We start from the raw sequence: 9,929 nt of genomic DNA, 5'->3' as shown, positions 1-9,929 counted from the left end.
GCACACACTTGGCCTATATCGAACCAACTCCAACAAGGTGGGGTTCCGCTATGGCCAGGTTTCTAACTTACGACCTCAACCCAACGCACTACCCTGACATAATCGCGTTGCTGTTAACATGACATATTGACGTTGCCACGACACATCTATTTTGCGTGAGTGCGGCACAAGTGGTACACTCCTCGACAAGGAGAAAAACGATGCGAGCCAAAAACCCGCGAATCAATGTTGTTCTCGAAAAACCATTGTATGAAAGTGTTCGACGCTTGGCCGCCAATGAGGAAATCTCTCTCTCATTGAAAATTCGCGACCTGGTCAAAGAGGCGCTCGACGCGCAAGAAGATCTCGCCCTGGCTGAGTTCGCCGAAGAACGTGAAAAGAGCTTTCGGCGCTCGCGCACGCTGACCCATAAGCAAGTGTGGGGATCATAGAATTCGAGCCGCGTCATGGTTTTCACGCTGGTTTATCATCCCGACGTTAAGACCAAAGATATTCCGGTCCTCAATCGCGATGTCAGCCGGCGCATTCAGCGTGCCATCGAAACTCGTTTAACCACCGAGCCGCAGCGCTATGGCGAACCGCTACGGCGGACTTTGAAAGGTTATTGGAAACTGCGCGTCGGCGATTACCGCATTGTGTTTAAGGTCGTGAATCGCGAAGTTTGGATTTTCGGCATCATGAATCGCCGCGATGTTTACCAGCGCATCGAAAAGCGTCTTGCAATTCAATAGCCGTCTCTTTCTCTCAACACGCCGCCTGTACCGTTACAATTACTAGAATCGCTAGTGCCGCCTCATTTTGCACTAAGTCTATAAGTTTCGGCGAGTGGTAGATCTGAGAGTGAAATCTGTCTCTCGTTGTGGTAAGCAATTTCCCTCATGGTCGATGTTGGCGGCAACTATCGAAAAATTCTCGAGCGGATCGCGGATGCGGCTGTGAAGGCGCGGCGCGATCCGCGTGGGGTTCGGCTGCTTGCCGCCGCCAAGTCGCAGAGCGTCGAAGCGATCGGCGCGGCGATCGGGGCGGGGGTGACGTTGATCGGTGAGAATTATGTTCAGGAGGCGGCGGATAAAAAGAATTCAATTGTCGATGCCGTGGAGTGGCATATGATCGGCCATTTGCAGCGCAACAAGGCGAAGGTTGCGATCGAGCTGTTCGATGTGATCGAGTCGTTGGATAATCTTGCTTTGGCGCAGGAACTCGACAAAGAGGGAGGCAATCGTGGTAAATCGATCCGTGCGCTGGTCGAAGTGAATCTTGGCGGTGAGGAGAGCAAGTCCGGTGTTGGCAAAGATCAGCTGATGCCTTTACTCGTTGAGATCGCCAAACTATCGCATTTGCGTGTCGAGGGCTTGATGACCGTGCCGCCGTTTCGCGACAATCTTGAAGAAGTGCGTCCGTATTTTCGTGAGCTGCGCCAGTTACGCGATCAGTTAAATGAACTGCGCTTGCCCAACATTCAACTAACGGAACTGTCCATGGGCATGACCCACGATTACACCGTGGCGATCGAAGAGGGCGCGACGATTGTGCGTGTCGGCACGGCGTTGTTCGGGCCGCGCAGCAAATAAGAATATGTTTATCTTCGCCAATCTTCTGTTTGCTGTTGCGCAGGTGCTCGACTACGTGTTGTGGGCGTACATGTGGATCATCATCGCGCGGTCGTGGTGTCGCTGACCAAGGCTGACTTTCACATCCCCGTCGTGCGCTTTCTTCATGGCGCCACCGAACCGCTGTTTCGGCGCATCCGCGAGCGCTGGCCAGTGGTGTACGGCGGCTACGATTTATCGCCGGTGATAGTTTTGATCGCGACGGTGTTTCTTCAACACTTCTTGGTCCAGACGCTTTTCGATCTGGCAACAAAATTAAGGTGACGAATGGAGGGTTTCAGATGAAATCTCTGTACGCTGTCGATATTCGCGAGAGTCAATCGGTGGATGAGATGTTTCTGGTCGCGTCGAAAACCCAAGGCGTGACCAAGGGCGGCAGTAGTTACTTGACGCTCAAGCTGCTCGATCGCAGCGGCGAGATCGAAGCGCGAGTGTGGGAGCGCGCCGACGATCTCGGCCGCGGCTTCGCTAAAAATGACTTCGTGCGCGTGCGCGGCCAGGCGACGCAGTTCCAGGGCAAAGTTCAGATCCGCGTGCAGGATGTCGTGCGCGTCGACGAGTCGACGGTTGCCGCTGAAGATTTTCTGCCCAAAAGCGCCAACGACCCCGAGACGATGTTGGCGGAGCTGCAAACGATTCTCCGCGCGATGAAAAATCCCCATCTGCTGGGGCTGGCTGAGGCGTGCTTCGCCGATGACGAATTGATGCGGCTGTTGAAGCAAGCGCCGGGCGCCAAGACGATTCATCATCCTTATTTAAGCGGCCTGTTGGAGCACACGCTGTTGTTGCTCAAGCTGATTCTCAAAGTCGTCGACAATTATCCCGGTGTCGACGTCGACTTGCTGCTCGTCGGCGGCTTTCTCCACGACATCGGCAAGGTTTACGAATTCTCCTTCGATCGCGCCTTCGACTACACCGACGCCGGCCAGCTGCTCGGCCATCTGGTCATGGAAGTCGAGATGGTGACGAAAAAGATCGATGGGATCACCGGTTTTCCGCCGGAGTTGGCGCTGTTGGTCAAACATATGTTGGTGAGTCATCACGGCGCTTACGAATTCGGCTCGCCCAAGTTGCCGCAGACCTTGGAAGCCGTTATCTTGCGTTCTCTCGACGATCTCGACGGCAAGATTCAGGCGATTCAAAATATGCCGGAAAAAGAGCCAGGGTCGAAGTGGTCGGCGTTTCATCGCGCCTATGGGCGGAGCTTCTTTAGAAATAAGATTGAGGAGCAATGAAATTTTAGTTTGCAGAATGCAAAATTCCAATTGAACACTTTGTAATCGGGAATTTTGAATTTGGAATTCAAACCGGAGGTTTGTCGTCGTGAAGAATTTTGTTGCAGGCCAATGGATCGATAAGGCGAAAAAAATCGACGTCACCAATCCATTCGACAATTCGCTGGTCGACAGCGTACCCAAAGCCGATGCCGGCGATCTGGAAAAAGCGTTGGCGTTCGCCGAGCGCGGCGCCAAGGTGATGGCGAAGATGTCGAGTTACGAGCGCTGGAAAATTCTCCGCAAAGCGGCGGACATGATGGCCGACCGCAACGAAGAGTTGGGCCAGATTATCTCCAAAGAAGAGGGCAAAATCATCGCCGAAGGACGCGGCGAGGCGAACCGCGCGGTGGAAACTATGATGGGTTCGGCGGAAGAGGCAAAACGTTTGCACGGTGAGACCGTGCCGTTGGACGCCGATCCCACGGGCAGCAAGAAACTCGGTTTCACCTTGCGCGTGCCCTGCGGTGTGGTGGCGGCGATCGCGCCGTTTAATTTCCCGTTGAACTTAGTCTGTCACAAAGTCGGGCCGGCGTTGGCGGCGGGCAACACTGTCATTATTAAGCCGGCGTCCGATACGCCGCTGTCGGCGATAAAATTAACTGAGATATTGCTCGAAGCGGGTTTGCCGCCGGAAGGGATTCAATGCCTCACCGGTTCGGGTGGCGAGATCGGCGATGCCTTGGTGGCCGATCGTAGAGTGCGTAAGGTGACATTTACTGGTAGCCGGGAAATCGGTGAGCGCATCTGCCGCACCGCGGGGATTAAAAAAGTCACCATGGAACTTGGCTCCAACAGTCCGGTGATCGTCATGCCGGATGCCGACTTGGAAAAAGTTGCGACCGTGTTGGCGATGACCGGTTACGGCAACGCCGGACAGACCTGCATTTCGACCCAGCGCGTGCTGGCGTCGAAAAAAGTTTACGGCGATCTTCTCGCGGCATTAAAGCCCAAGGTCGAAGCGTTGACCACCGGCAACCAGCTCGACGAGAAAAATAAAGTCGGTCCGATGGTCAAAGAGAGCGAAGCGGTACGCGTCGATGACTGGATCAACGAAGCGGTTCGCGGCGGCGCCAAATTAGTCGCGGGAGGCGGCCGGCGCGGCGCGATCTATGTGCCGGCGCTGGTGGCGGATGTCCATCCGGACATGCGCATCTCGCGCGATGAGCTATTCGGACCGGCGCTGGCGGTGACGCCGTTCGATAGCATCGAGGAAGCGATCGCATTGGCCAACGACAGTATTTACGGATTGGCCGCGGGAATCTTCACCGACAATGTCGAATGGGCGATGAAGTTCGCCCGCGAAGCGGAAGCCGGCAACTTGCACGTCAACTGGGGTTCCCAGTGGCGCGTCGATCTGATGCCCTACGGCGGGCTGAAAGATTCCGGCTTCGGTAAAGAAGGGCCCAGGTATGCCGTCAATGAGATGACGGAGTTGAAGATGGTGGTGTTTCATTTGAATAGTTGAAGAAGGCAATAGGCAACAGGCAATAGTCAAGAAATTCTATTTAAGAATTGGAAGTGGATTACGAATGAGAGCTGATGGTAGAAAACCAAACCAGATGAGGGCTTTGAAGATTACGCCGAACTATATCAAGACAGCGGATGGTTCGGTGTTGATCGAAATGGGCGATACCAAAGTGATTTGCACGGCGAAGCTCGAAGAGCGGGTGCCGCCGTTTCTGCGCAACAGCGGCAAGGGTTGGATCACCGCGGAATACGGCATGCTGCCGGGCTCGTCGCAACAACGCATCGGCCGGGAATCGTCGCGCGGCAAGGTCGGCGGCCGGACCCACGAGATTCAACGTTTGATCGGCCGCAGCCTGCGCGCCGTCGCCGATATGAAAAGTTTGGGCGAGCGGACGATCTGGATCGACTGCGACGTGATTCAAGCCGACGGCGGCACCCGCACGGCGTCGATCACCGGCGCCTATGTGGCGGTGGCCACGGCAGTGCCCGGTTGGTTGACAAAGGGCGTTATCAAAGCCGATCCGCTCAAAGATGCCGTCGCCGCTGTGAGTATCGGCATCGTCGACGGCAAGATCTTATTGGACCTGTGCTACGTCGAAGATAGCGCGGCCGATGTCGATATGAACTTTGTTATGACCGGCGCGGGAAAGTTCATCGAAGTCCAAGGCACCGCCGAGCACGAGCCGTTTACGCGTAAAGAAATGGAAAAGATGGCGGAGATCGCCCAGGGTGGGATCAAGGATTTGATGAAAGCGCAGAAGAAAATCATCGCGAGTGTGGCTTGAGAGCGGAGAGGGATTGGCCGCAAAAAGCGCAAACGGCGCAAAAAAAATCTGTGATCGATCTGCTTGTTGCCACCACCAATCCCGGGAAGTTTGTCGAGGTACAGGCTTTCCTCAGTCATCTGTCGCTGCGAATACTTTCTTCAAAAGATTTGCCCGATCCACCGGCGGTGGTTGAAGACGGCGACACGTTCGAAGCGAACGCGCTCAAGAAGGCGCGCACACTAGCGCAATTTTCCGGATTGATGACTTTGGCTGACGATTCCGGCATTGAAGTCGACGCCTTGGGCGGCGCGCCGGGGATATATTCGGCGCGCTATTGCGGCGTCGAGGGCGATGACGAACGGAACAACGACAAGCTTTTGGGTGAATTACAGGCCGTCGCGACGGAACAGCGTACGGCGCGCTACGTTTGCGTCTTAGCACTTTGCATTCCTGGCGCGGGCGGCATGAAAGAATGGCTCGCCCGCGAAACCTGCGAAGGGCGCATCGGCTTTAAGCGTGTCGGCAGCCAGGGCTTCGGTTACGATCCATTATTTTTCTTTCCACCGTTCGGAAAAACCTTCGGCGAGATCGATCGAGAGCGCAAAGCGACCGTGAGCCATCGCGGCAAGGCGCTGAAAAGATTCGCCGAGGCGTTGCCGTCGCTGCGCGATTTCGCTCTGTCACCTTGATTTCATGAAGTCGCTGTGTAAAATAACCCGTGGTTAAATTTGACGGGGCGTAGCGCAGCCTGGTAGCGCACCTGCCTTGGGCGCAGGGGGTCGGAAGTTCGAATCTTCTCGCCCCGACCATCACGAAGTGCTGAGTGATGAGTGCTTAGTTTTGAGTGTTGGGTAGTTTTTGAGGGGACGGAGCGGAATCATGCCTCAGCACTCGTTACTCAGTACTTTTTTATTGCGCCAGTAGCTCAGGTGGATAGAGCAACGGCCTTCTAAGCCGTAGGTCAGGGGTTCGAATCCCTTCTGGCGCACCAGCTTGGGTTGTCGTTTGTGCGGTGAGTGTAGCTCAATTGGTTAGAGCACTGGATTGTGGTTCCAGGGGTTGAGGGTTCAAGTCCCTTCACTCACCCCATCCATTTTGGGATGACAGATTTCAGATTACAGATTCCAAATTCTGGCAATTGTAATTTGAAATCTGCGATTCCGAACGCAGTCAGATCATGGGCCGCTAGCTCAGTTGGTAGAGCAGCTGACTCTTAATCAGCGGGTCCGGAGTTCGACCCTCCGGCGGCCCACCAAAATCTCCCATCTCCAGAAGATCGCGGCGCGTCACGATACCTTGTCGTCACGCCGCGATGTTCTATTGTTAAGACAACTGTGCGGTGTCATAATTCCTGCGCGGCCGGTGGCGATTTTACGCTTCCCGAGATCGCCGCGGCGCTTGCCGATGACAGAAGAACAATCGCTCACCTACACCATGCCGTTGGAGGTTTACCTCCAGGGCGCGATCGTGCGCGGCGTGTTGGTAACCCAGCAGAGCCGGCTTAGCAATTACCTCGGCGCGCGCGATGGCGAGGACGTTTTTTCGCTCAAGGACGCCACCTTGGAGCGCGCCAACGGCAAACCGATCGCCTTGGGCGCCGATGAGTATATGGTTTACGTGCGCGAAGTGCTGTTGATCGCCGACTTAAGCTCGACCAGTCAGAACCAACGCAGCGGCATTGAGAGTTTTTACGTTCAGAAGGAAACCAGCCGAGCACTGTTCAGTGTCGGACCTTACATGCGGCAAGGATCCGTCCATCTGATTCCAGGCACGATGGTGTACGATTTATTGTTGGAGAAGAGTCCGTTTATACCGGTGACTGATGCGGTTTTGTTGGATCGTCAAGATTTGACTGCGCGCACCTATTTAGTCAATCGCCATAAGATCGGCTTCATGACTGTTATCGGCGACGGCCTGGTGGAGTTTTAACCATGGCGGCGCCCTTTCCCACCGAATTCAACCATGTAAAAACTCGCGGGGTTTTGCGCATCAGTTGGGACGACGGCCATGTCGGCGAGTACGAGCAGGAATATTTGCGCGGCTACTGCCCCTGCGCGCTGTGCCAAGGCCACGGCTCCCAGCGTCGTTTCATCGACGTGCCCGGCGCGCAGCTCGATGGCATTCACGGCGTCGGTAACTACGCCGTCGAACTGCACTGGCAAGACGGTCATAGCACCGGCATCTATACTTTTGACTACCTACGTTCGCTCTGTCCTTGTCGCGCTTGCGCGGCTGTGGCCGGCGACAAAGCGTAGTTGGTGTATTCCTCCACACAGTCGATCAACATTCATTCATGATGCTCTGAATGCTTCGACGATCATCCGCGCCGGCGGCAAGAGTTCGCGCCTGGGTCAGTCCCAGTGTTGCTACCATTGCCGGCGCGTCGCTGACTAGCCATCTGGACCAGCGTTCGACTGCTTTGTTTACCGATTATCGGAGGATTAACAGCGCGCTTTGCACCGTTGGCACCGCGACTGATTGTCGATTCCCAGCCTCGGCGCGGGCGAATTGGCGCGCTGCTGCTTGACTTACCACCGGCTAGTTCTTAATCTCCAGCCTTAGTCTTTGAGGTTCAACGATTTTTCCCTTCCTGTCCAGTTTTTGCGAGAGTGGCGGAATTGGCAGACGCACTAGACTTAGGATCTAGCGGGCAACCATGGGGGTTCGAGTCCCCCCTCTCGCACCAGACTCTCGATGTTGGCCGGGGAGAAATTGGCTCGAGCGATAATTTAGAAAGGTGGCATGGCTAATCGGTGATTGTTTTCGTCGGCAGCGCTCAAGTGTTTTGCCGACTACCGACAACGAAAACGCCGAGAGTTGTTAAGTGACTATGAAAATCGACATCGATGAATTGAGTCCGGTGCAGCGCAAGATTCGCGTCGAGCTGCCGGCTGAGGCGGTGGCTAAGGAATTTGCCTACGCCTATAAAAATCTCGGCCAGCGTGTGCAGGTCAAGGGCTTTCGTACCGGCAAGATTCCGCGCAGCGTGCTGCAAGGTATTTACGGCGAGGATGTGAAAAGCGAAGTGCGCTCGCACTTGGTCGAAGAGTCATTGGGCGAAGCGATCAAAGAACGCGGCATCCAAATGGTCTCGCGGCCCGAGGTCGAAGCTGAAGAACTCAGCGAGGCCGGGGGGTTTTCCTTTTCCGCGGTGTTCGAGATCAAGCCGGAAATCGCAGTGAAGGATTATTTGGGCGTTGAAGTCGAAAAAGTAAAAATCGCCGTCTCCGACGATCAAGTTCAGGATGCGCTCAAACGCATCCAAGAGGGCCACGCTCAGTTGGAGCCGGTGGTCGGACGCGACGTGGTGCAAACCGGCGACTTCGTCAACCTCGATTTCGACGGCAGCATCGACGGGAAATCGTTTGCCGGCGGCAAGGGTGAGAACTATGTGATCGAAGTCGGTTCCGGTCAATCGTTGCCGCAGTTTGAAGAAGCAGTGGTGGGCGTTAAGATCGGCGATCAAAAAACCGTGCAAGTTACCTATCCGGAAACCTATGCGAATAAAGAGATCGCTGGCAAGGCCATCGACTTTGTTCTCGTCGTTCGCGAGATCAAGCAAAAGGTGTTGCCGACCCTCGATGACGAGTTCGCCAAGGATCATGGCGAGCATGCATCTTTGGATGAGCTCAAGGCGGCGATCCGTAAGCGGCTGGAAGATGAACTCAAACATTATCAAGACGAAGATCTCAAAGAAAAACTGGTCAGTCGTTTGATCGATAGCCACAGCTTTGTCACGCCGCCTTCGATGGTCGAGCGTCAAACTCGGTATTTGATGGAGCGTTACCAGACCCAAATCGCCGGCCAGCCCGCTGCCGACGGTGAAGAAGCGGCGCCACCTATGGAAGAAGCGCGCAAGACGTTAGAAGGACGGGCAACGCGCCAGGTGCAAGCGACTTTGCTGGTGGAAAAAATTTCCCAGCTGGAAAAAATCGCCGTCAGCGATAAAGACATCCAAGAACGTGTCGATAACCTTGCCCGTGCGTCCGGAGAGCGGGCTAAAAGTGTGCGCGAATACTATGCGCGGCCGGAAGCGCGTGACGATTTGCGCGCCCAGATGATGTTTGACCAAACGCTCGGCTACTTGCTTGAGCGCGCGCAAATAAAAGAAGTCGATCCACCCGTTTCTAGGGTTGATGAGACCGGTGAAAAGAGCTAGAATAATTTTTGTGAACCAGGGGTTTAGCTACCGATGAATTTCATCCCCATTGTCGTAGAGCAAACCGGCCGCGGTGAACGTGCGTACGATATCTATTCGCGTCTCCTTAAGGACCGTATCGTATTTCTAGGTTCCGGCATCTCTGACGAAGTCGCCAATCTAATCACCGCGCAGTTTCTCTTTCTCGAGTCGGAAGATCCCGAGCGCGATATTTTCTTTTACATTAACAGTCCGGGCGGTGCTGTCACCGCCGGTCTGGCGATCTATGATACCATGCAGTACGTGCGGCCGCAGATCTCTACGGTTTGCGTCGGCCAAGCGGCGAGTATGGGCGCGGTCTTATTAGCCGCCGGCGCCAAGGGCAAACGATTCGCCTTGCCCCATGCGCGCATCATGATTCATCAGCCGTTGGGTGGATTTCAAGGCCAGGCCACCGATATCGACATTCAAGCCCGGGAAATTCTGCGGATGCGCGAAGAGTTGAATAGTATTTTGACCAAGCATACTGGACAGGGTTTAAAGAAGATCGAGAAAGATACCGATCGCGATATGTTCATGACCGGCAAGCAGGCGCAGGAATACGGCTTGGTTGACGAAGTGATCGCGAGTCGTCCCGAAAGCCTTAAGAAATTGTAGATGTCAGTTTAAC

11 protein-coding genes, 5 tRNA genes and 1 pseudogene are annotated in these 9,929 nt (G+C 54.9%); all 17 read left to right on the top strand.

Annotation, left to right across the window (positions count from 1 at the left end; translation table 11 throughout):
• The first annotated feature begins 200 nt into the window (after window positions 1-200).
• The 17 genes and pseudogenes from EXR70_03405 to clpP all read left to right on the top strand — a co-directional run bounded on the left by EXR70_03405 (window position 201) and on the right by clpP (window position 9,916).
• The gene (locus EXR70_03405; GenBank protein MSP37518.1) at window positions 201-431 is read left to right on the top strand and encodes an antitoxin, RHH family protein; all 231 of its coding nucleotides are present in this window, start codon (window positions 201-203) and stop codon (window positions 429-431) included.
• A 15-nt stretch (window positions 432-446) separates the two neighbouring features.
• Entirely contained in the window at window positions 447-731 is a 285-nt protein-coding gene (locus EXR70_03400) for a type II toxin-antitoxin system RelE/ParE family toxin (GenBank protein MSP37517.1), read from the top strand.
• A 147-nt stretch (window positions 732-878) separates the two neighbouring features.
• Window positions 879-1,571, top strand: a complete 693-nt coding sequence (locus tag EXR70_03395; GenBank protein MSP37516.1) for a YggS family pyridoxal phosphate-dependent enzyme — start codon at window positions 879-881, stop codon at window positions 1,569-1,571.
• 4 nt (window positions 1,572-1,575) lie between these two features.
• Window positions 1,576-1,874, top strand: a pseudogene (locus EXR70_03390) (YggT family protein).
• 17 nt (window positions 1,875-1,891) lie between these two features.
• Window positions 1,892-2,845, top strand: a complete 954-nt coding sequence (locus tag EXR70_03385) for an HD domain-containing protein (protein MSP37515.1) — start codon at window positions 1,892-1,894, stop codon at window positions 2,843-2,845.
• Window positions 2,846-2,933: 88 nt separating this feature from the next.
• A complete protein-coding gene (locus tag EXR70_03380; protein ID MSP37514.1) occupies window positions 2,934-4,352 on the top strand; it encodes an aldehyde dehydrogenase family protein in 1,419 nt (472 codons plus the stop codon).
• Between the two features lie 64 nt (window positions 4,353-4,416).
• Entirely contained in the window at window positions 4,417-5,139 is a 723-nt protein-coding gene (locus tag EXR70_03375; GenBank protein MSP37513.1) for a ribonuclease PH, read from the top strand.
• Between the two features lie 53 nt (window positions 5,140-5,192).
• Window positions 5,193-5,810, top strand: coding sequence for an XTP/dITP diphosphatase (locus tag EXR70_03370; GenBank protein ID MSP37512.1), 618 nt, complete (start codon window positions 5,193-5,195; stop codon window positions 5,808-5,810).
• 43 nt (window positions 5,811-5,853) lie between these two features.
• Window positions 5,854-5,930: transfer RNA gene (locus EXR70_03365), tRNA-Pro, on the top strand.
• Between the two features lie 105 nt (window positions 5,931-6,035).
• Window positions 6,036-6,112 (top strand) — tRNA-Arg (locus EXR70_03360).
• Window positions 6,113-6,133: 21 nt separating this feature from the next.
• Window positions 6,134-6,210, top strand: a tRNA-His gene (locus EXR70_03355).
• A gap of 90 nt (window positions 6,211-6,300) precedes the next feature.
• Window positions 6,301-6,376: transfer RNA gene (locus EXR70_03350), tRNA-Lys, on the top strand.
• A gap of 149 nt (window positions 6,377-6,525) precedes the next feature.
• On the top strand, window positions 6,526-7,050 hold the full coding sequence (locus EXR70_03345; GenBank protein ID MSP37511.1) for a hypothetical protein: 525 nt from the start codon (window positions 6,526-6,528) through the stop codon (window positions 7,048-7,050).
• Between the two features lie 2 nt (window positions 7,051-7,052).
• On the top strand, window positions 7,053-7,376 hold the full coding sequence (locus EXR70_03340; protein MSP37510.1) for a DUF971 domain-containing protein: 324 nt from the start codon (window positions 7,053-7,055) through the stop codon (window positions 7,374-7,376).
• Window positions 7,377-7,724: 348 nt separating this feature from the next.
• Window positions 7,725-7,807 (top strand) — tRNA-Leu (locus EXR70_03335).
• 138 nt (window positions 7,808-7,945) lie between these two features.
• On the top strand, window positions 7,946-9,280 hold the full coding sequence (gene tig, locus EXR70_03330) for a trigger factor (GenBank protein MSP37509.1): 1,335 nt from the start codon (window positions 7,946-7,948) through the stop codon (window positions 9,278-9,280).
• 33 nt (window positions 9,281-9,313) lie between these two features.
• Window positions 9,314-9,916, top strand: coding sequence for an ATP-dependent Clp endopeptidase proteolytic subunit ClpP (clpP, locus tag EXR70_03325; GenBank protein ID MSP37508.1), 603 nt, complete (start codon window positions 9,314-9,316; stop codon window positions 9,914-9,916).
• The last annotated feature ends 13 nt before the right edge of the window (window positions 9,917-9,929 follow it).

The sequence above is a fragment of the Deltaproteobacteria bacterium genome, assembly GCA_009692615.1.
Lineage (GTDB): Bacteria > Desulfobacterota > Binatia > UBA9968 > UBA9968 > DP-20.
Note: the sequence above shows the minus strand (reverse complement) of the source record. Positions and strands in the feature narration are given on the sequence as shown.

Coding starts and splice junctions, on each gene's coding strand:
- EXR70_03405 (MSP37518.1), top strand. CDS start 201: ATGCGAGCCAAAAACCCGCGAATCAATGTTGTTCTCGAAAAACCATTG.
- EXR70_03400 (MSP37517.1), top strand. CDS start 447: ATGGTTTTCACGCTGGTTTATCATCCCGACGTTAAGACCAAAGATATT.
- EXR70_03395 (MSP37516.1), top strand. CDS start 879: ATGGTCGATGTTGGCGGCAACTATCGAAAAATTCTCGAGCGGATCGCG.
- EXR70_03385 (MSP37515.1), top strand. CDS start 1,892: ATGAAATCTCTGTACGCTGTCGATATTCGCGAGAGTCAATCGGTGGAT.
- EXR70_03375 (MSP37513.1), top strand. CDS start 4,417: ATGAGAGCTGATGGTAGAAAACCAAACCAGATGAGGGCTTTGAAGATT.
- EXR70_03345 (MSP37511.1), top strand. CDS start 6,526: ATGACAGAAGAACAATCGCTCACCTACACCATGCCGTTGGAGGTTTAC.
- EXR70_03340 (MSP37510.1), top strand. CDS start 7,053: ATGGCGGCGCCCTTTCCCACCGAATTCAACCATGTAAAAACTCGCGGG.
- clpP (MSP37508.1), top strand. CDS start 9,314: ATGAATTTCATCCCCATTGTCGTAGAGCAAACCGGCCGCGGTGAACGT.